This is a genomic window from Nocardia jinanensis (genome assembly GCF_014645735.1).
In the GTDB taxonomy this organism is placed as follows: Bacteria; Actinomycetota; Actinomycetes; order Mycobacteriales; family Mycobacteriaceae; genus Nocardia; species Nocardia jinanensis.
Window position 1 is genome coordinate 50,817 of sequence record NZ_BMMH01000009.1, and the last position, 17,964, is coordinate 68,780.

The window sequence follows — 17,964 nt, forward strand, 5'->3', positions numbered from 1 at the left end:
GGGCATGTGGGCGACCCGGCCGCTGTGTGGGTGGATGGTGGTGTCGAATGGGAACGCCGCAATCCCGGCCGGGCTGCGCAGGTCGGCCGGCGGAAGTCTCGGCAGTGGTGCATCCGGGCGGGGTCGGCATCGGGCGCCGGATCTGAAGCGGTAGCCGTTGCGGCATAGTCGAATTCGTTCCCAGTCACGAAGAGAACCGGATAAACCGGGCACAAACATCGTCGGTTAGTATCGGCGACTGTGAGGCATTTCGCGCGAGCGCCGCAGCTGCTGCGGGTACTCGTGCTCGTTTTCGCCGCGGTGGTGCTGACGCTGGAGGTCCGCGACGGCCAGATGGTCGACCCGCGGGAGACCACATACGTCTCGCTCGTGTTCTCCATTGTCGCGGCGAACAATTCGGCCGAGACCGAGGTCGAGCGGCCCGGCGAGACCGGCGGGCAGTCCGTGCACTGCCGCTATGCCTGCGTGCGTGCCGCCGTACCGCGCCCCCGGTTCGACGATCTGTGGCCGGTTGCGCTGGTGTTCCTCGGACTCGTTGTGGGGCTGCTGGATTCGGCGCGCCGCAGGCCGCGGATGGGCCTACCCGCGCCCGCTTCCGGCGCGGCCGGAGGGCGAATCCTGCTGCGCCTCTGCGTCTGTCGGAGATGACAGACCCACGCCGTATCGGTAGGGAGTTGCCCGCCGCCCGGTGAAAGCTGCCCCGCCCGAGGCCGTGCGATTCGGAAACAAAGGCGCGGGCGCTGATGTGATGCGCCTGTCGCGGGTGGTCACGGGCGTCTGCGCAACGCCGGATGCGGGCGAGCGGGTCGCGGCCGGAGGCCACCACTGCGTCCGTGCCCGCTGCGACGCATGGGTCCTCGGGTAACGAGCCGGTTCGGCTCGGTCGCGCAGCGCTTCGTGCTACGACCGGCACCGGGGGCGGCCTTCGCGCACCAGGGAGGCGTCGGTGGATGCGTCCGGCGAGGCGCACGGTCTTCGCGGCGCCGGGTACCGCAGAAAGGAACCCGCCGAACGAAAACAGCCCTTCTCACCCTCGGCTCGGATCCTCGGTCCATCTTTCGGCCGGGTCCCGTCGTCCGCCGCCGGCAACGGCGAAAGAGCCGATCGGACAATGCAATCGACACACACATAGGAGATATTCCGTGAGATTCCATCTTCCACTGACCGTCCTCGCCGCCTCGGCCGGCTGTCTCGTTCTCGGTAGCGGTCCGGCTTCGGCCCTGTCCGTGGATCGATCCGCTGAAGCGGTCACTGTGAACCTCACCGATGCGGAGGCTCGGGCGATCGAGGAACTGAACCTCGGACCCGTTCTGGGCGCGTTGCCGCCCAACTTCACCCCGGAAGCCGAACAGCGCCTCGGCGAGAGCATCACCGTCTACGCCGGCCGCGCCGCGGACCAGCCGGGATCGACCCTGTCGGTCATCATCGACGAGCCGATCGCGGCGCCGCCGGGTATCAGCGTGACTGTTACCCGCTGATCCGTGCCATTGCCCGGCCGGGGACGTTCGCCGGCCGGGCGATGCCGGGAACTCGGCGCTCGCGGGCAGTCGGGCCGGTCAGACCCAGACCGATGCCATCGTGAACGGATGTCCGCGCAGCTCGGCCCATTTGGGTTTCGCGGCGATCCAGGCATCGTCGATCGAGCTCTCGATGAGTTCGGCGAGCTGCCATCCGGCCGCGATTCCGGCCGTCACATGGTCGCCGACGGTGTGCAGGTGGGTGGATATCGCCAAGGGCTCGCCGTCGGGACCGGTGTAGTGAGTGGGCATGCCGGTGACCATCATGAACTGCGGGTGGTAGCTGACCAGGACGAAAGCACCGCCCGGGGCAGCCAGCCTGCGCGCCTCGGCATAGAACGGGGCGAGATCGGGCAGGTGTTCGTCGATCAGTGACGAGATCACGAGATCGTAGGTGGCGCCGGGGAAGCCGGTCGCCCGGACATCGCCGTGCGTCAGTTCGGCGTGCGCACCGCGCTCACGGGCGTGTACCAGCATGCCCTCGCTGAGGTCGATACCGTCGATACGCGCCGTGCTGCGCTCGCGTAGCCAGGCCGCGGTGCGGCCGGTGCCGCAACCCAGGTCCGCCACCCGGCGCAGCTCCGGCCATACCGGCCGGCGCAGGCGGTCGAGCAGCGCGAGATCCATATCGTCGAGGACGGTCCGCTCGTAGGTGGGTGCCCATCCGTCGTAGCCGGTGGCGACGTCGACCGTCCGATAGTGGCGACGGTCGAAATCGGCGAAGGTCGGCATGGCCACATCCTGCGGGGCGCGGCGGGGTTCGCGCAATGGAATTCCGGGAGCCCGTACCACCTCGCCATCGACGCTTCCGATATACGGCGCCGGCTGCCGGGCCGGGCCGCCGGTCCGTGCCGGGGCATCAGGCAATCGACCGATTGTGTTCGGGCTGCCGGGTACTTCGCTGTCAGGCGAAATGGGATTTGTAGATCTGGCCGTGCACGCCGACCGTGCGGTCCACGACCTGGGACACCGTGAAATCCGCCGCCGCGGAGAGGTAGGCGTAGGCGGTGGCGCGATCCATACCCTTCTCGTCTTCGAGGAAATCGAGCGCATTGACCACCGCGCGGCGCATGGCGACATTCAGATCGCTGGACTGGCCGTTCTGCGATCCGTCGGGGTCGGAGAGGCCGATGGGGATCCACGCCTCGTCGGTTTCGCCGAACGGGTACTGATAGGCGACCTCGGGCGCGTCCCCGGAACCGGGTTTACAGACGGTCAAGCGGAAGGTGCCGCGCAGTGAACCCTCCATAGCGGTGAGCGCGGCTTCGCCGTCGCCCATGGCCATATGCGGATCACCCACGTAGAACAGCGCGCCCTCGGCGAAAACCGGCAGGTAGAAGGCCGAACCGGCGCCGAGCAGCCGGATATCGATATTGCCGCCGCCGCGAGTCGGGGGAACAGAGTTGGCGGAGGCCGCTTTCGGGTCGGCGTCCGGGGAGAACGCCACGCCCATCATGCCCATGAAGGGCCGCAGCGGGAACCGGACCTTCGCGTCACCGAAGGGCATCACGCCCAGGCCTTCTTCGATGGCGGTGAAGGTGGAGACATTGCCGTAGTCGCGCGGGTCGCCGGTGGGCCGCCGGTCCGTGGCGACCGGCGGCATCACCTCGTCCAGTGAGATTCCGGCCGGTGCCGCACCGTTCGCCGTCCGGGCCAGTGCGCCTTTGCCGTGCCGGCTCGACACCACGCCGTAGGGCACCCGGGGGACCGCGTCGAGGGTTTCGATCTTCAGCACATCGCCCGGCCGCGCGCCCTCGACGAAAACGGGACCGGTGACGATATGCGGGCCGTCCTTGTCGAAATCGCGGGGCGTGCGATCGTAGCCCTCGGCGATGGCGATCGCGTCGGCGAGTACATCGCCTTTCGCGACACCCTTCGAACCGAAGTACTCCAGCGGATCGCGGCCCTGGTCCTCGAGGATCCCCTCGTGCGAGACGGCGTCGATGGTGACGGTTTCACCCGATTTCATCCGCAGCACCTCTTTGCTGTGGATGTTGGGCACGTAACCCCACAGCACCTGGTCCACTTCGGACCCCAGGTAGTGGTCACCGGGAATATCGCCCCGACCCGGCTGCAAGATCGGCACGCCACCGCTGAACGGCAGCGCGGGCGAGGAGGTGGCGACCGTATTCGCCGGGGTGTCCGCGGTGCAGGCGGTCGTGGCGGCCGCGGCTCCCACGGCGCCGACCGCGGCCGCCGCACGGAGGAAACCCCGCCTGCCCAGGCCGCGTGTCAGGGTCTCGGCTGCTTCGCGCGCGAGGAAATCGGTCATCGGTGCCTCCGGTTCGATCTGGTCGAGCGTCCGGAAGTTATCGAGACAAGATTTCACTGGTGTTTCTTATTCGTATCGGTGACTGTTCACCGTGAAATCGTGGCGGACCGCACGCCGCGACAGCCGGCCCGCGGACACGCGCACGCTACATTCGTGGCATGCCGACCTCGAACAATCCGCTCCGCCGGGTCGCGTGGTTCGTGCTCGGTCTCGCGCTCGCCGCTGCGGTGGCGGCGCCGGGCGCTACGGCGGAGCAGCCCACCCGGATGGACACCTACGTCACCGATTCGGCCGGAGCTCTCGACCGCGCCGGCGCCGAGCGTGTGCGCGCGGCGGTCGATACCCTCTACGCCGCTCACAAGGTGCGACTCTGGGTCGCCTACGTGGGCGATTTCGCCGGTGACAGCCCGCAGGACTGGGCCGCGCAGACCGCGCGGCAATCCGGATTCGGTGACCGGGATCTGCTGCTCGCGGTGGCCACCCGCGATCGCGCCTACGCCTTCGACGGTGAGCTGCCCAGCGGGGTGAGCGAATCCGAGGTCGACCGGATCCTCACCGACCGGGTAGAACCCGCACTGCGCGACGACCGGTGGGCCGATGCGGGCGTGGCCGCGGCCGAGGGTATCGACTCGGCGATGAGCGGGGGCGGGGTGAGCACGGGACCGGTCCTGCTCATCGGTGCGTTGATCGTGCTCGTATCGGCAGGTCTGCTGCTGTATCAGCGCTATCGGCGGCGGGCCCGCGACCGGGCCGAACTCGCACAGGCCCGGGAGACCGATCCCACCGACCCCGCCGCGCTCGCGGCACTACCGCTCGAGGCGTTGCACACGCGTTCGCGGGAGGTTCTCGTCGAGCTCGACAACGCCGTACGGACCAGTGCCGAGGAACTGGAACTGGCCGCCGGGGAATTCGGGGGCACAGCGGTGCTGCCCTTCCGCGCCGCGCTGGAGAACGCGCGAGCCGCCACCGCGAAAGCGTTCGCGATACGCCAGCAGCTCGACGACGCCGTCCCGGAGACACCTGACGAACAGCGCACACTGCTGATCGATCTCATCACCACCGCCGGTCACGCCGACCGCGAACTCGACGCCCGCGTGGCCGAATTCGACGCCATGCGCGATCTCCTCATCGATGCCGGGCCCCGGCTGGACGCGTTGACCCGCGATATCGTCGACCTCACCGGCCGGATTCCGGCGTCGGAGGCCGAACTGACACGGCTGGCGGGTGCGCATCCGGCCAGTGTGCTGGCGCCGATCTCCGACAACGTCACCATGGCCGGGGAACGTATCGCCTTCGCCGACGGGTGCGTGGGGGACGGTCGCCGGGAAATCGCCCGGCCCGTGGGCGAACAGGGTGGCGCGGTCGCCGATATCCGGGCGGCCGAGGGTGCGATCGGGCAGGCGCGCACCCTGCTCGACGCCGTGGACGGCGCGGCGGCGCATATCCAGCAGGCGCGGGACGGTCTGCCCGCCGTGCTGGACGAGTTGCGCGGTGATCTCGGCGCCGCCGGCGAACTCACCGAACACGGCGGACCGGAACTGGAGACGGCCGTCGCCGCCGCGCGAACCGCGTTGGAGAGCGCCGGCACCACTTCCGAAGCCGACCCGCTCGGGGTCTATCACGACGCGGTCGCCGCCGACGGGGCGCTGGATCGCGCGCTGGCCGCGGCCGGCGACCGGAAAGTGGCCGCCGAGGATCTGACCCGCCGGCTGGACCGGGTTTTCGCCGACGCGGCCACCCGGGTCCGGATGGCAGGTGATTTCATCGCCACTCGCCGTGGTGCGGTGGACGCGACGCCCCGTACCCGGCTGTCGGAGGCCCAGCGCCACCTCGATGAGGCCCAGCGACTGCGTACCGAGGACCCGGCCGCCGCGCTCGACCATGCCCGCACGGCCGCCGATCTCGGCGGTCGTGCGCTCCAGGAAGCGCAGGCCGGTGTCCAGACCTGGGAGGTTCGCCGACCACCGCCGGGTACGGCGCAGACCGGCGCGATCCTGGGCGGCATCCTGATCGACAGCATGCTGCGCGGCGGAACGGGCGGTGGATTCGGCGGCGGCCGCGGTCGCCGCGGCGGGTACCGGGCGGCATCCTTCGGCGGGTCGGGTGGATCGCGGCGGGTCAGCCGCGGCGGACGTTTCTGAGGCAACACCGCGCCGGGCTACCGGTGCGTTGTCGTTTCGCGCCGGGCGTGGGGAGTGAGCAGTCGGCACGGCTCACTCCGGGGGTGGGGCGATGAGCGGCACCAGTTGTTCGTCCGGTGTCCAGGCGCCGTGATGCCCGATCATCGCTGCCTCCAGTGGTTCACTTTCCGGGCGCACCAGCACGGTGCGGCCTTCGGCGACGGCGACGAGATCCCCGATCCGGTTCGCGATCACCGGGCCGGGTGGGGTGTGTCCGAACCAGTGCTCGTCCAGCGCCTGTTCGCGACTCACGACGCGCGCGTGCGCCGACAGTTCGGCCCGCCAGGTATCGAGCGCATCGGCCGCGGCGGCGGGGTGTTCGAGATAGATATGGCGGACCCGGGCCTCGCCCGCGACGAGGCGTACGCCGCGTTGGAGTACTTCGCGTGCGTCGAGGTCGATGACATTGTCCGTGTGGATCATTCCGTGATCGCCGGTGACGAGCAGAGTGCAGGTGTGCGGCAGATCGGTGAGCAGGTCGGCTGCGAACGCGTCGATATCCTGCAATACCGCCAGTGCCTCGGGTGATTCGGGCCCGTGCAGGTGCCCGGTCGAATCGAGGTCGGGGAAATAGGCGTAGGCGAACCGTGGCCCGGTGTCCTGATGCCGGGCGACCTCGAGAATTCCGGCGCGTACCTCGGCGAGGGTGGTGGCGGGGTGCAGGGTGCCCGGCGCTCGGAAGGAAGCCCGGGTCAGGCCCGAGCGGCGCTGATACTCCGGGACCACATAGTGGACCTGCACGCCGTGCGCGGCGAGATCCTGCAGGCGACTCGTTTCCGGCTGTGCCGTTTCGGGCGGGTAGCTGTCGCGGGCGTCGTCGCCGGTCGCGGAGTCGAAACGCCAGCGCAACGAGTTGAACAATCGGATACCGTCGGCGCTCGGGACGGCGAAGCTGTAGCCGATGATGCCGTGTGCGGAGCAGGGAGCACCCAGGGCCAGGCTGGTGAGGCTGGTCGCGGTGGTCGCCGGGAATCCGGCGGTGAGTGTGGCGTGGACCCGGCCTGCCAGGGTGGGCGCGATATCGCGGTGGCGATCGAGTAGTTCGGCACCCAATCCGTCGATCAGCAGCACCACCACATCACGGTTGGGTGCGAGCGCCAGCGGGTTCGGCGTATCCATCCCGAACGACGCGGCGACGGACGGCAGGAGATCGGCGAGCGTGTACTGCACAGTCCCAATGGTGCAGTATTCCAGCCGATCCGGGACGGAATGCGGGGTCGGCCGGGGCGGTGTTCGGCGGGCGCCGATACCGCTGGTGCCCACTGTCCGGGTACCGCTCGGGTCGGTGCCGGGCAGACGGCATCAGTGGTGTCCGTCCGAGGCGTGCCGTCCGCTCGGTGACATGGCGGGCCCGGCCCAGAGTCGGGGGGCGGCGCGGTGGATCCCCCGAGGCGAAACGTTTTGATCTGCGGCTGGGCGGCACGAAATGTTTACCCCGGCGAATTGGTTAGATTGCATCATGCATGTTATGTGTATTATGCACATCGGTCGATCGTTCACTTATCGAGGAGCACGCTCGTGACCAAACCCGAACCCGTCGTCCGCCCCGCGGCGGTACTGGCGGTGCTCGCATTCGCCGGGATCGTGGCGTCGCTGACGCAGACCCTGGTGATGCCGTTGCTCGGGCAGCTACCGGAGATCCTGGATACCGAACCCTCGAACGCGACCTGGGTGGTGACCGTGAGCCTGTTGGCGAGCGCGGTCACCACTCCGGTCGCGGGCCGGCTCGGTGACCTTCTCGGCAAGCGGCCCGTTCTGGTGGGATCTGTGGTCCCACTCGTGATCGGTTCGGTGATCTGTGCCGTGTCCTCGTCGCTGTGGCCGATGCTGATCGGCCGCGGTCTGCAGGGGATGGGTGTGGGCCTGATCCCGGTCGGTATCGCCGCCCTGCGCGATCTGCTGCCGCCTGCCAAGCTCGGCTCGGGCATCGCGCTGATCAGCTCGTCGCTCGGTGTCGGCGGTGCGCTCGGTCTGCCGCTGGCGGCCGCGGTTGTCGAATACGGCAGCTGGCGGTACCTGTTCTGGGGTGTCGCCGCGCTCGGCGTGGTGGCCGGTGCGCTGATCTTCGCCGTGGTTCCCTCCACTCCGCCCCGGGCCGAACGCGGCCGGTTCGATGTACTGGGCGCGCTCGGTCTGGGCGTCGCGCTGGTCTGCCTGCTGCTGGCCGTCTCCAAGGGCGCGAGCTGGGGCTGGACCAGTGGCACCACGATCTCCCTGTTCGCCGCCGCGATCGTGGTGCTGCTGCTGTGGGGTGTGTGGGAGCTGCGGTCGCGTGATCCGCTGGTCGATCTGCGGGTCACCGCGCGCCCCCGTGTACTGCTGACCAACGCCGCTTCGATCGTCATCGGAATGTCGATGTTCGCGCAGGCGCTGATCTTCCCGCAGCTGCTGCAACTGCCGGAGGCCACCGGCTACGGCCTCGGCCAGTCGATGGTCGCGATGGGTCTGTGGATGGCGCCGGGCGGGCTCATGATGATGCTGTCCTCGCCGCTGAGCGCGAAACTGTCCGCGCTGGCCGGCCCCAAGGTCACCTTGGTCTTCGGCGCGGTCATCATCGCGGCCGGCTACGGCACATCGGTACCGCTGATGGGTAAGCCCTGGGGCCTGATGGTCGGTGCCATCATCATCAGCCTCGGCGTGGGCTTCGCCTACGGCGCCATGCCCGCGCTGATCATGAGCGCGGTGCCGATCACCGAGACCTCGGCCGCCAACAGCTTCAACACACTGATGCGTTCCATCGGTACCTCGGTGGCCTCGGCGGCCATCGGCGCGGTGCTGGCCGAGATGAGCACCAGCTTCGCCGGTGGGATCTCGGTGCCCACGGAGAACGGTTTCAAGGTCGGCATCCTCATCGGTTGCGGTGTGGCCGCCGCGGCGGCGATCATCGCGCTGACCATCCCCACCGCAAAACGGGCGGCGGCCGCGAAACCGGAAACCGTCCACGCGATGGCGCAGGCGGCTCCGGCCGCCCCGGCCGGGCTCTCGGTGGAAGCCGAGCGGGTCGTCGACGACGCCGTGGCCGGATCACCGGTGACCAACGGTGTGCTACCCGAACCGGCTCCGCGGCACGCCGCCCCGGAGCCCGCGACGTTCGCCGCGGTGGGCCACAACGGTGCGAATGCCTCGGCTGATACTGCACCGCAGCCGAGTGGTAGCGGTTCGATCCTGTTCGGCCGGGTGTACGACGGACGGGGGATCGCGATCTCCGGTGCGACCCTCACGCTGATCTCGCCCTCCGGGCAGCAGCTGGGCCGGGCTCTGTCCGGTCGGGACGGTTTCTACGAGCTGGCGGCACCGGCCCCCGGTTCGTATGTGCTGATCGCCTCGGCCGAGGGCCGGCGCCCCGACGCCTCCACCGCGATTCTCGGTAGCAATCCGGTGTCCTACGACGTCACGCTCACCACGCTGGCCAGTCTCGCGGGCACTGTTCTCCGCACCGGCGACGGCACCCCGGTGCCCGGCGCGACCGTGACCGCCCTGGACATGCGCGGCGAAGTGCTGGCCGCGGCGGAATCGGACTCCTCCGGTGGTTTCGACCTCGCGGGTCTGCCCGAAGGCGAGTTCACGGTGGCGGTCAGCGCGTTCGGCTTCCACCCGACTGCGGTATCGGCGCAGGTGAGCAGCCGGGAGACCGCTCTGCTCGAGGTACTGCTGCGCCCGGGTGTACGGGTGGCGGGTGTGGTGCGCGGCGGTGGCCGGCCGCTGGCCGAGGCCCGGGTGATGCTCACCGATGCGCTCGGCAATGTGATCGAGACGCTGGCCACGGGTGCGGACGGATCGTATGTGTTCGGCAACCTGGACGAGGGCACTTACACGGTGGTCGCGACCGGCTACGCGCCGACTACCGCTCAGGTGCGCGTCGGGGAGCACGATGTGGAAGGGCTCGATATGGACCTGCGTGCGGAACCGGTCACCGGCCCGGCTGCCGGCTCCGACGATGCCGAACGCGAAGAGTTCGGTGAGCTGCCGGAAGTGCACCGCAGCTCCTGGTGAGTCGCCGCCCGCTGTGGCGTAACAGGGGCCCGAGTCGCGACTCGGGCCCCTGTTCTCGTCGGTGGATCGTGACGCCGGTACCGGCGCCGCGTGTGCCGCTACCCGCCGTCGGCCTTACGGTCGATCGCCCGAGTGATCAGGTTCACGATCTGCTGTTGACCTGTGGCGAGCAGATCGAGCTTGCCGCGTAGCAGATCGAGCTTGCCGCGTATATCGGTGATGTCTTCCCTGGTCGCGTTGTGCAACCGGAGGTTCTGCTCACGGAAGTCGCGGATCTCGGCCCTTATCTCGGAAACGTCCCGATCCGCGCCCCCGGCCAGTACCCGCGCGGCCGCGGCGTCCTGCTCGGTTCGCCGCACCCGCTCCCTGAGTTCCCCGACTTCCCCCTCGAGCGCGCTGACCCGCGCGCCGAGGTTCCCCTTCTCTGTCATGCAGGCCAGAATACCGGGTTACGCAGGCAGTTCACGGGCCCGATTTTGTCGTACTCGAGCCAGCTCCTACACTAGACCGGTTGCCAGGGCACTTCTGTGCCCATGGGCGGCCCCCCACGTGGGCCCCCGGGCGATACGAACTCATCCGGCGGTGACTGCCGTCCGGACCAGCCGAATTGCTGTAGGCCCACGGCCGGCGCCCTTGGCGCAGGTGTTGTATGGGAACCGCAGCGAGAAAGGTGTCGAGGTCGAACTATGACCATGACCGATCCGATCGCAGACTTTCTGACACGTCTGCGCAACGCCAATTCGGCGTACCACGATCAGGTGAAGGCCCCGCATTCGAAGCTCAAGGCGAATATCGCCGAGATCCTGAAGCGTGAGGGTTACATCGCCGATTACCGCACCGAGGACGCGACCGTGGGCAAGAGCCTCGTCGTCGACCTCAAGTACGGCCCCAGCCGGGAGCGCAGCCTGCAGGGTCTGCGCCGCGTGTCGAAGCCGGGTCTGCGCGTGTACGCGAAATCCACCAACCTGCCCAAGGTCCTGGGCGGCCTCGGCGTGGCGATCATCTCCACGTCGACCGGCCTGCTCACCGACCGTCAGGCGGCCAAGCAGGGAGTGGGCGGGGAAGTCCTCGCCTACGTCTGGTAAAGGGAGGTACGGACAATGTCGCGTATCGGCAAAGATCCCGTCGCGGTTCCCGCGGGCGTGGAAGTGACCATCAACGGCCAGGATGTCGCGGTGAAGGGCCCCAAGGGCCAGCTGTCGCTGACCATCGCCGAGCCGATCACCGTCGCACAGGAGGACGGCCGCCTCGTGGTCGGCCGCCCCGACGACGAACGGCGCAGCCGCTCGCTGCACGGCCTGACCCGGACTCTGATCGCCAATATGGTCGCAGGTGTCACCCAGGGCTACGAGAAGAAGATGGAAATCTTCGGCGTCGGCTACCGCGTGCAGCAGAAGGGCAGCAACCTCGAGTTCGCCCTCGGCTACAGCCACCCGGTGCCGATCGAGGCGCCCGAGGGCATCACGTTCGCGGTGGAATCGCCCACCAAATTCTCCGTGTCCGGGATCGACAAGCAGAAGGTCGGCCAGATTTCGGCGGTCATCCACGGTCTGCGCAAGCCCGACCCGTACAAGGGCAAGGGCATCCGTTACGCCGGTGAGGTCGTTCGCCGCAAGGTCGGAAAGACGGGTAAGTGATCATGGCGCAAACCGAGAATCAGAAGGCCAAGCGCATTCCGCTGGGCAAGGATGCTTCCACTCGCCGGCGGCTGTCGAAGACTCGTCGCCACTTCCGCCTGCGCAAGAAGATCGAAGGCACCACCGCGCGTCCGCGGCTGATCGTGCACCGCTCCGCGCGGCACCTGCACGCACAGCTCGTCGACGACTCCGCCGGTCGTACCCTCGCTTCGGCGTCGACCATCGAGGCCGATGTGCGGGCGCTGGAAGGCGATAAGACCGCCAAGGGCAAGAAGGTCGGCGAACTGATCGCCGAGCGCGCCAAGGCCGCCGGTGTGGAGGCCGTGGTGTTCGACCGCGGCGGCCACGACTACCACGGTCGTATCGCGGCGCTCGCCGATGCCGCTCGGGAAGGCGGGTTGAAGTTCTGATGACCACCATGACTGCACATACCTGTGTGAACGGAAGGAACGTCTGATGCCGGGACGTCAGCGGCGTGACGGCGGAAGCGGACCCGCCGGACCGAATTCCAACGCCCCCGACGGGGGTCGCGACAACCGCCGGGGTGGCGGCGACCGCCGGGGCGGCGACCGCCGTAACGACCCGGCCGAGAAGAACCAGCTCGAGCGCGTCGTAGCCATCAACCGTGTCTCCAAGGTGGTCAAGGGTGGTCGGCGCTTCAGCTTCACCGCTCTGGTCATCGTGGGCGACGGCAACGGTCTGGTCGGCGTCGGCTACGGCAAGGCCAAGGAAGTTCCCGCGGCCATCCAGAAGGGTGTCGAGGAAGCGCGCAAGAGCTTCTTCCGCGTCCCGATGATCGGCTCCACCATCACCCACCCGGTGCAGGGCGAAGCGGCGGCCGGTGTGGTCATGCTGCGTCCGGCTTCCCCGGGTACCGGTGTGATCGCCGGTGGCGCCGCGCGTGCCGTACTGGAATGCGCGGGCATCCACGACATCCTGGCCAAGTCGCTCGGTAGCGATAACGCGATCAATGTCGTCCACGCCACCGTCGCAGCGCTCAAGATGCTGCAGCGGCCGGAAGAGGTCGCGGCTCGCCGCGGTCTGCCGCTCGAGGACGTCGCTCCCGCGGGCATGCTGCGTGCCCGTGCCGGACAAGGAGTCTGATATGGCAGATCTCAAGGTGACCCAGATCAAGAGCTCGATCGGCGCCAAGCAGAATCAGCGTGAGAGCCTGCGGACCCTGGGCCTGCGGGGTATCCGTAAGACGGTGGTCCGGGAGGACAACCCGCAGAATCGCGGTCTGATCAATGTCGTGCGCCACCTCGTAACTGTTGAGGAGGTCTGACATGACCATCAAACTGCATCATCTGCGTCCCGCTCCGGGCGCGAAGACCGATAAGACCCGAGTGGGTCGCGGTGAGGGTTCCAAGGGTAAGACCGCGGGTCGCGGCACCAAGGGCACCAAGGCGCGTAAGAATGTGCCGGCCTCGTTCGAGGGCGGGCAGATGCCGCTCCACATGCGGCTGCCGAAGCTGAAGGGCTTCACCAACCCGTTCCGGGTGGAATACCAGGTCGTGAACGTGGGCGCCATCGCCGAGCTGTTCCCCGAGGGGGGCACCATCGGCAAGGCCGAGCTGGTCGAGGCGGGCGCTGTCCGCAAGAACCAGCTGGTCAAGGTGCTCGGCGAGGGCGAGATCTCCGTCGCCGTTCAGATCAGTGCGGACAAGTTCTCCGGCTCCGCCAAGGAGAAGATCACCGCCGCCGGTGGCACCGCCACCGAACTGGGCTGACGTCAGCCGTTTCGACGGCAGCGGCGCCGGACGAGTGCAGGCTCGTCCGGCGTCACTGTTAGAGTTCAAGTGTTGTCTGCCAAGACCCGTCATGGGTTCGGCGATTTCCGACCGGGACACGCTGAAAAATTCCATGGCCTGACCATGTCGTTCGCCAGGAGGATCTGTGCTTTCCGCCTTCGTTACGGCCTTCCGGACTACGGACTTGCGGCGGAAGATTCTCTTCACGCTGGGGCTGGTCGCGCTGTACCGCCTCGGCGCCGCGCTACCATCGCCCGGGGTCGACTACAGGGCGGTTCAGGAATGTATCGACCTGGTCTCCGGTGGTGACTCCGCCGGTATCTACCAGCTCATCAACCTGTTCTCCGGTGGTGCGCTGCTGCAACTCTCGGTGTTCGCGATCGGCATCATGCCGTACATCACAGCGAGCATTATCGTCCAGCTGCTGACCGTCGTCATCCCGCGGTTCGAGGAACTGCGCAAAGAAGGCCAGGCCGGCCAGACCAAGATGACGCAGTACACCCGCTATCTGTCGATCGCGCTCGCGATCCTGCAGGCCACCGGTCTGGTGGCGCTGGCCGCGCGCGGTCAGCTGCTGCAGGGCTGCCAGCAGGACATCCTGGCCGATACCAGCATCTTCGGGATGATCATCATCGTCCTGGTGATGACCGCGGGTGCCGCCCTGGTGATGTGGTTCGGTGAGCAGATCACCGAACGCGGCGTCGGCAACGGTATGTCGCTGCTGATCTTCGCCGGTATCGCCGCCCGTATCCCGACCGAGGGCAAATCGATCCTGGACAGCCGCGGCGGCCTCGTCTTCGGCCTCGTCTGTGTGGCCGCGCTGCTCATCATCGTGGCCGTCATCTTCGTCGAACAGGGCCAGCGCCGGATTCCGGTGCAGTACGCCAAGCGCGTGGTCGGGCGAAAGATGTACGGCGGTTCGTCGACCTATCTGCCGCTGAAGGTGAACCAGGCCGGCGTCATCCCGGTCATCTTCGCGTCCTCACTGCTGTACCTGCCGAACCTGATCGCTCAGCTCACCGGGTCGAGCACGGCCACCGATCCCAGCTGGTGGCAAGAGGCGATCCAGAAGTACCTGGTGAACCCCGGCAACCCGGTGTACATCGCGATCTACTTCGCCCTTATCGTCTTCTTCACCTACTTCTACGTCGCGATCACCTTCAACCCGGAGGAACGCGCCGACGAAATGAAGAAGTTCGGCGGCTTCATCCCGGGCTACCGCCCCGGTAAGCCGACGGCCGACCATCTGACCTATGTACTGAGCCGGATCACCCTGCCCGGCTCCATCTACCTCGGTCTGGTCGCTGTACTGCCGAATCTGTTCCTCGATATCGGTTCCTCCGGTGGGGCGCAGAATCTGCCCTTCGGTGGCACCGCCGTACTCATCATGGTGAGCGTCGGCCTGGACACCGTGAAGCAGATCGAAAGCCAACTCATGAATCGCAATTACGAAGGGTTCCTCAAGTGAGAGTCGTACTACTCGGACCGCCGGGAGCGGGCAAGGGCACTCAAGCCGTCTTGCTGTCGGAGAAGCTGGGCGTACCACATATCTCTACGGGCGATCTCTTCCGCGCGAATATCAGCGAGCAGACTCCTCTCGGCCTCGAGGCGAAGCGCTACATGGACGCGGGCGAACTCGTGCCCAGCGATGTCACCAACCGTATGGTGCGGTCCCGGGTGGCCGAGCCGGACGCCGCGCGTGGATTCGTGCTCGACGGTTACCCCCGCACTGTGGATCAGGCCGACGCGCTCGCCAAGATCCTCGACGATCTGGGTAGCGAACTCGACGCGGTGCTGTGCTTCGTGGTGTCCGAGGACACGGTGGTCGATCGGATGCTGGCCCGGGGCCGCTCCGACGACAACGAGGAAACCATTCGTACCCGGCTCCGGATCTACCGTGACGAGACCCAGCCGCTGCTGAACTACTACGACGGCCTGGTCGTCTCGGTGGACGGTGTCGGTGAGGTCGACGAGGTCAACGCGCGAGCCCTGGAGGCGTTGGGCCGCAATGCGACGACCGGTTAGTCCCGCATCCAGGTCCGGCGACAATCCTTCGGCGATGGAGAACTGACCCGATATGGTCTTCGGTCGAAAGAGCAAGAAGGTAGTCCCGTTCCGCAGCGCCGGTGAGCTCGATGCCATGGCGGCGGCCGGTGCCGTGGTCGGCCGCGCACTGGTCGCGGTCCGTGCGGCCGCCGCGCCCGGGGTTTCCACTCTCGAACTGGACCGGGTCGCCGAACAGGTGATCCGGGACGCCGGTGCGGTGCCCTCCTTCAAGGGCTACCACGGCTTTCCCGCCTCCATCTGCGCGTCGGTGAACGATCGCGTGGTGCACGGGATCCCGACCGAAACCGAGGTACTGGCGCCGGGCGATCTGGTGTCCATCGACTGCGGAGCGGTCCTGGACGGCTGGCACGGTGATTCCGCGTGGACGTTCGGCGTGGGTGCTCTGATCGCGGCCGACAGGCTGCTCAGTGAGGCCACCGAGAAATCTATGGTGGCCGGTATCGCGGCCATGGTGCCGGACAACCGGCTCACCGATATCTCGCATGCCATCGAACTCGGGACCCGCGCGGCCGAGGTCGAGCACGGCCGGTCCTACGGCATCGTCGACGGATACGGCGGGCACGGGATCGGGCGCGAGATGCATCTCGACCCGTTCCTGCCGAACGAGGGCGAGCCGGGCAAGGGTCCGCGGCTGGTGGTCGGCTCGGTGCTGGCCATCGAGCCGATGCTCACCCTGGGTACCCACGACACCAAAGTGCTCGACGACGACTGGACCGTGGTGACCAGCGACGGCTCGCGGGCCGCGCACTGGGAGCATACGGTCGCGGTGACCGAGGACGGGCCGCGGATTCTCACGGTGCGCCCCGAATAGTCCACACCCCCTGCGGCCGGTTTCGGGCTGTGGGCGCACAGGCGGCCGGGCCGGATGCGGCCGCGTGCGGGCGCCGTGGTCGAAGCCGCGACGCGTACCGCTCGCTTGCTGTTCCGATGAGTACGGCGGTAGGCCCGATCAGAGCTCGAGCATGACCGTTACCGGGCCGTCGTTGGTGAGTTCCACTTCCATATGTGCCCCGAAACGGCCACCGGCCACCGTGGCACCGGACTGCCGCAGGGTTTCGGCGACGAGATGGACCAGCGGTTCGGCGATCGGGCCCGGTGCCGCCGCCGACCACGAGGGGCGCCGGCCTTTGCGGGTATCGGCGTAGAGCGTGAACTGACTGACCACCAGGATCGGGGCGGACAGATCCGCCGCGCTGCGCTCGCCCTCCAATATCCGCAACCGCCAGATCTTCTCGGCCATCGTGCGCGCCGTGGTCTCGGTATCGGTATGGGTGACTCCGATGAGTGCCAGCAGGCCGTGGCGAATACCGCTGCCGGACGGATCGATCCGGCCGACCACCTCGTCGCCGACACTCACCCGGGCCGAGGTCACGCGCTGTAGCAGGGCTCGCATACCGGTCGATCTTGCCGTCTCGCCGGATGCCGGGCGCGCGCGGGTGGAGCGGATTCACCGGTAGCGGGAAGCGGAGTGGGCGTACCTCGGACCAGTGTGGATATTCTCTGGTCTGTCTCCGGCGTATCCCGGTTCCTGTCCCGGCCCGCCGATATCCCTCTGTGCCAGCACCTCTCCTGCCCGCAACCGGCGGGGAAGCTCCTATTCACACCGGCGTCATTCCGGATTCGCTCCCGGCTGCCATGGTCGATGGCAAGGGAGTTCCGCCGGTACGGGGAGGTCCGGCACGCGCGGGAGGAGTGGACATATGGGCGACAGGGTCGATTACAACGACGAGGCTTTTCGCGCGGCCGCCGAGCGCACCGGTGGGGTCCGGGACCGGATCAACGGTGTCATCGGCAGGCTCGAGACCAGTATCAACGGCCGCGGCGCACCCTGGGGCGATGATTCGCTGGGCCTGTCCTTCGCCAACGGCCAGGACGGCAATGGATATGTGCCGTCGAAGAAGAACTTGATCGACAGCGCGAACAATGTCGCCGGCACCATGGGCCAGTTCCACGACGGTCAGGTCGAGAGCGCGGACTACCTGCAGGATATGGAAGACGGCAACCGCGACGGCCTGCGTTGACCGGGGCGGCCGCGCGACTATGACCAACGAACAGGCCAAGGCCGAACTCGCCTCGATCATGGACGGTGTGCAGGAACAGATGCGCACCATCGCGCGCATCCAGCAGCAGCGCGCAGAACTGACCGCCCGCGCTACCGCCCGCGGCAAGAAGGTCACGGTCACCGTGAACGCCGACAACACGGTGATCGACGTGAAATTCGCTGACGATATCGACGAGCTGAGCTATCAGGAGATCGCGAAAGCGGTGGTCGAGGCGACACAGCGGGCCTGTGAACGGATCGCGGAAAAGACCACCGATCTGATGTCTCCGCTGGATATCCAGCGCTCGCGGATGCCGAAACTCTCCGATCTGGTGGAAGGCCTGGCCGATCTCGAAGTGCCCGGACGAGTCGCGGCCTCCACCGCGCGGCCCACTGCCGCGGCGCACCGGACAGTTGCCGACGGCAGCGGGCGCCCGCCCGGCGACGCGGAGACCGGCCGGGGGCGGGGCGGGGCGGCCACCGACTCCAGTTGGTGAACCCGGGTA

20 protein-coding genes and 1 pseudogene are annotated in these 17,964 nt (G+C 67.9%); 16 read left to right on the top strand and 5 right to left on the bottom strand.

All coding sequences use genetic code 11. From position 1 onward, the window contains the following. Positions 1 to 240: 240 nt before the first annotated feature. Complete coding sequence (locus IEY68_RS21040; protein WP_058857017.1) at positions 241 to 648, top strand: hypothetical protein; 408 nt, start codon at positions 241 to 243, stop codon at positions 646 to 648. 494 nt (positions 649 to 1,142) lie between these two features. Next, positions 1,143 to 1,478 carry a hypothetical protein gene (locus tag IEY68_RS21045; RefSeq protein ID WP_058857016.1) on the top strand — a complete coding sequence of 112 codons (336 nt, stop codon included), beginning with the start codon at positions 1,143 to 1,145 and terminating at the stop codon, positions 1,476 to 1,478. A 78-nt stretch (positions 1,479 to 1,556) separates the two neighbouring features. Here IEY68_RS21045 and IEY68_RS21050 read toward each other — a convergent pair whose 3' ends face one another. Together IEY68_RS21050 and IEY68_RS21055 are read right to left on the bottom strand one after the other, a co-directional pair. Next, complete coding sequence (locus IEY68_RS21050; protein WP_229718896.1) at positions 1,557 to 2,384, bottom strand: class I SAM-dependent DNA methyltransferase; 828 nt, start codon at positions 2,382 to 2,384, stop codon at positions 1,557 to 1,559. A gap of 37 nt (positions 2,385 to 2,421) precedes the next feature. Continuing rightward, entirely contained in the window at positions 2,422 to 3,789 is a 1,368-nt protein-coding gene (locus IEY68_RS21055; RefSeq protein WP_058857046.1) for an acetamidase/formamidase family protein, read from the bottom strand. A gap of 158 nt (positions 3,790 to 3,947) precedes the next feature. Here IEY68_RS21055 and IEY68_RS21060 point away from each other — a divergent pair, with 158 nt between their 5' ends. Continuing rightward, entirely contained in the window at positions 3,948 to 5,930 is a 1,983-nt protein-coding gene (locus IEY68_RS21060; protein WP_058857015.1) for a TPM domain-containing protein, read from the top strand. A gap of 72 nt (positions 5,931 to 6,002) precedes the next feature. On the opposite strand, the gene IEY68_RS21065 is transcribed toward IEY68_RS21060, so the two are convergent. After that, complete coding sequence (locus IEY68_RS21065; protein WP_058857045.1) at positions 6,003 to 7,139, bottom strand: alkaline phosphatase family protein; 1,137 nt, start codon at positions 7,137 to 7,139, stop codon at positions 6,003 to 6,005. A 348-nt stretch (positions 7,140 to 7,487) separates the two neighbouring features. Here IEY68_RS21065 and IEY68_RS36345 point away from each other — a divergent pair. Beyond that, positions 7,488 to 8,945: pseudogene (locus IEY68_RS36345) on the top strand (MFS transporter); the annotation flags it as partial. A 201-nt stretch (positions 8,946 to 9,146) separates the two neighbouring features. Then, positions 9,147 to 9,962 carry an MSCRAMM family protein gene (locus IEY68_RS36350; protein ID WP_373292997.1) on the top strand — a complete coding sequence of 272 codons (816 nt, stop codon included), beginning with the start codon at positions 9,147 to 9,149 and terminating at the stop codon, positions 9,960 to 9,962. 98 nt (positions 9,963 to 10,060) lie between these two features. Here the strand turns inward: IEY68_RS36350 and IEY68_RS21075 are convergent, their stop codons facing one another. Next, positions 10,061 to 10,393 (bottom strand): hypothetical protein, encoded by a 333-nt coding sequence (locus IEY68_RS21075; RefSeq protein WP_058857014.1) that lies wholly within the window; start codon positions 10,391 to 10,393, stop codon positions 10,061 to 10,063. Positions 10,394 to 10,648: 255 nt separating this feature from the next. Here IEY68_RS21075 and rpsH point away from each other — a divergent pair, with 255 nt between their 5' ends. The 9 genes from rpsH to map all read left to right on the top strand — a co-directional run bounded on the left by rpsH (position 10,649) and on the right by map (position 16,228). Continuing rightward, on the top strand, positions 10,649 to 11,047 hold the full coding sequence (gene rpsH / locus IEY68_RS21080) for a 30S ribosomal protein S8 (RefSeq protein ID WP_014981717.1): 399 nt from the start codon (positions 10,649 to 10,651) through the stop codon (positions 11,045 to 11,047). Positions 11,048 to 11,062: 15 nt separating this feature from the next. Continuing rightward, positions 11,063 to 11,599: a 50S ribosomal protein L6 gene (gene rplF, locus IEY68_RS21085; protein WP_058857013.1), complete on the top strand. Its 537-nt coding sequence runs from the start codon at positions 11,063 to 11,065 to the stop codon at positions 11,597 to 11,599. A gap of 2 nt (positions 11,600 to 11,601) precedes the next feature. Then, on the top strand, positions 11,602 to 12,009 hold the full coding sequence (gene rplR / locus IEY68_RS21090) for a 50S ribosomal protein L18 (RefSeq protein WP_058857012.1): 408 nt from the start codon (positions 11,602 to 11,604) through the stop codon (positions 12,007 to 12,009). A gap of 46 nt (positions 12,010 to 12,055) precedes the next feature. Beyond that, on the top strand, positions 12,056 to 12,703 hold the full coding sequence (gene rpsE / locus IEY68_RS21095; RefSeq protein ID WP_058857011.1) for a 30S ribosomal protein S5: 648 nt from the start codon (positions 12,056 to 12,058) through the stop codon (positions 12,701 to 12,703). Between the two features lies 1 nt (position 12,704). Continuing rightward, positions 12,705 to 12,884 carry a 50S ribosomal protein L30 gene (gene rpmD, locus IEY68_RS21100; protein WP_058857010.1) on the top strand — a complete coding sequence of 60 codons (180 nt, stop codon included), beginning with the start codon at positions 12,705 to 12,707 and terminating at the stop codon, positions 12,882 to 12,884. 1 nt (position 12,885) lies between these two features. Beyond that, positions 12,886 to 13,329, top strand: coding sequence for a 50S ribosomal protein L15 (gene rplO, locus IEY68_RS21105; RefSeq protein WP_058857009.1), 444 nt, complete (start codon positions 12,886 to 12,888; stop codon positions 13,327 to 13,329). 166 nt (positions 13,330 to 13,495) lie between these two features. Beyond that, positions 13,496 to 14,818, top strand: a complete 1,323-nt coding sequence (secY, locus tag IEY68_RS21110; protein WP_058857008.1) for a preprotein translocase subunit SecY — start codon at positions 13,496 to 13,498, stop codon at positions 14,816 to 14,818. Beyond that, positions 14,815 to 15,375 carry an adenylate kinase gene (locus IEY68_RS21115; protein ID WP_039822471.1) on the top strand — a complete coding sequence of 187 codons (561 nt, stop codon included), beginning with the start codon at positions 14,815 to 14,817 and terminating at the stop codon, positions 15,373 to 15,375. The genes secY and IEY68_RS21115 overlap by 4 nt, the downstream gene beginning before the upstream one ends. 52 nt (positions 15,376 to 15,427) lie before the next feature. Then, positions 15,428 to 16,228 (top strand): type I methionyl aminopeptidase, encoded by an 801-nt coding sequence (gene map, locus IEY68_RS21120; RefSeq protein ID WP_058857007.1) that lies wholly within the window; start codon positions 15,428 to 15,430, stop codon positions 16,226 to 16,228. A gap of 138 nt (positions 16,229 to 16,366) precedes the next feature. Here map and dtd read toward each other — a convergent pair whose 3' ends face one another. Continuing rightward, on the bottom strand, positions 16,367 to 16,810 hold the full coding sequence (gene dtd / locus IEY68_RS21125) for a D-aminoacyl-tRNA deacylase (protein WP_058857006.1): 444 nt from the start codon (positions 16,808 to 16,810) through the stop codon (positions 16,367 to 16,369). A 307-nt stretch (positions 16,811 to 17,117) separates the two neighbouring features. On the opposite strand from dtd, the gene IEY68_RS21130 reads away from it, so the two are divergent. Further along, a complete protein-coding gene (locus tag IEY68_RS21130) occupies positions 17,118 to 17,438 on the top strand; it encodes a hypothetical protein (protein WP_058857005.1) in 321 nt (106 codons plus the stop codon). A gap of 19 nt (positions 17,439 to 17,457) precedes the next feature. Continuing rightward, the gene (locus IEY68_RS21135; protein WP_058857004.1) at positions 17,458 to 17,955 is read left to right on the top strand and encodes a YbaB/EbfC family nucleoid-associated protein; all 498 of its coding nucleotides are present in this window, start codon (positions 17,458 to 17,460) and stop codon (positions 17,953 to 17,955) included. The last annotated feature ends 9 nt before the right edge of the window (positions 17,956 to 17,964 follow it).

Excerpts from the sequence above, each read along its gene's own strand:
- IEY68_RS21055 (WP_058857046.1), bottom strand. The coding sequence starts at position 3,789 with ATGACCGATTTCCTCGCGCGCGAAGCAGCCGAGACCCTGACACGCGGC.
- IEY68_RS21060 (WP_058857015.1), top strand. The coding sequence starts at position 3,948 with ATGCCGACCTCGAACAATCCGCTCCGCCGGGTCGCGTGGTTCGTGCTC.
- IEY68_RS21075 (WP_058857014.1), bottom strand. The coding sequence starts at position 10,393 with ATGACAGAGAAGGGGAACCTCGGCGCGCGGGTCAGCGCGCTCGAGGGG.
- rpsH (WP_014981717.1), top strand. The coding sequence starts at position 10,649 with ATGACCATGACCGATCCGATCGCAGACTTTCTGACACGTCTGCGCAAC.
- rplF (WP_058857013.1), top strand. The coding sequence starts at position 11,063 with ATGTCGCGTATCGGCAAAGATCCCGTCGCGGTTCCCGCGGGCGTGGAA.
- rplR (WP_058857012.1), top strand. The coding sequence starts at position 11,602 with ATGGCGCAAACCGAGAATCAGAAGGCCAAGCGCATTCCGCTGGGCAAG.
- rpsE (WP_058857011.1), top strand. The coding sequence starts at position 12,056 with ATGCCGGGACGTCAGCGGCGTGACGGCGGAAGCGGACCCGCCGGACCG.
- rpmD (WP_058857010.1), top strand. The coding sequence starts at position 12,705 with ATGGCAGATCTCAAGGTGACCCAGATCAAGAGCTCGATCGGCGCCAAG.
- rplO (WP_058857009.1), top strand. The coding sequence starts at position 12,886 with ATGACCATCAAACTGCATCATCTGCGTCCCGCTCCGGGCGCGAAGACC.
- map (WP_058857007.1), top strand. The coding sequence starts at position 15,428 with ATGGTCTTCGGTCGAAAGAGCAAGAAGGTAGTCCCGTTCCGCAGCGCC.
- dtd (WP_058857006.1), bottom strand. The coding sequence starts at position 16,810 with ATGCGAGCCCTGCTACAGCGCGTGACCTCGGCCCGGGTGAGTGTCGGC.
- IEY68_RS21130 (WP_058857005.1), top strand. The coding sequence starts at position 17,118 with ATGGGCGACAGGGTCGATTACAACGACGAGGCTTTTCGCGCGGCCGCC.
- IEY68_RS21135 (WP_058857004.1), top strand. The coding sequence starts at position 17,458 with ATGACCAACGAACAGGCCAAGGCCGAACTCGCCTCGATCATGGACGGT.